This is a genomic window from Streptomyces sp. TRM64462 (assembly GCF_013362995.1).
In the GTDB taxonomy this organism is placed as follows: Bacteria; Actinomycetota; Actinomycetes; order Streptomycetales; family Streptomycetaceae; genus Streptomyces.
This window is the reverse complement of record NZ_JABWDV010000059.1, coordinates 1-656: the sequence shown is the minus strand read 5'-3', so window position 1 is coordinate 656 and position 656 is coordinate 1. Positions and strand designations below refer to the sequence as shown.

Genomic DNA, 656 nt, shown 5'->3' with positions numbered 1-656 from the left:
TCGTCGTCGGTCACCGTCACCAGGTCGTCGACCCGGCCGGCGACCACGCCGTACGGCACCGCCCCCGGCTGCTGGGCGCGCAGCCCGTCGGCGACCGTGTCGCAGGGCGGCAGCCGGACGGGGCGCCCGGCGGCCAGGGAACGGGCGTAGCGCGGCGCACCGGCCGGCTCGACGCCCACGATCCGTACGGGATGACCGCCGGCCGCCAGGCACACCCCGGCCAGCAGCCCGCCCCCGCCCACCGGCACGTACAGGGTGCGGACGTCCGGGACGTCGGCCAGGATCTCCGCGCCGACCGTGCCCTGACCCGCCACCACCAGCTCGTGGTCCGACGACGGCACCAGCACCGCCCCGGTCTCCTCGGCGAGCGCCCGCGCCCGCCGCTCCCGGTCGGCCACGCCGCCCGGCACGGTGACGGTCCGCCCGCCGAGCTCCCGGATACGGGCGGCCTTGGCCGGGCTCGTACCGGCCGCGAGGACCACGGTGACACGGACCCCCAGCGGTGCGGCGAGCCGCGCCAGCGCGATCCCGTGGTTGCCCGACGAGCCGGTCACGATGCTGCGCCCGCCCAGCGCGAGGACGGCGTTCGCGGCGCCGCGCAGCTTGAACGAGCCGCTGTGCTGGAGGTGTTCGGCCTTCAGCAGCAGCCCCCAGCC

The 656-nt window shown here is 78.0% G+C and carries 1 protein-coding gene; it reads right to left on the bottom strand.

All coding sequences use genetic code 11. From position 1 onward, the window contains the following. A partial coding sequence (locus tag HTZ82_RS02825) for a threonine/serine dehydratase (RefSeq protein WP_175407646.1) occupies positions 1-656 on the bottom strand: 656 nt, incomplete at both ends.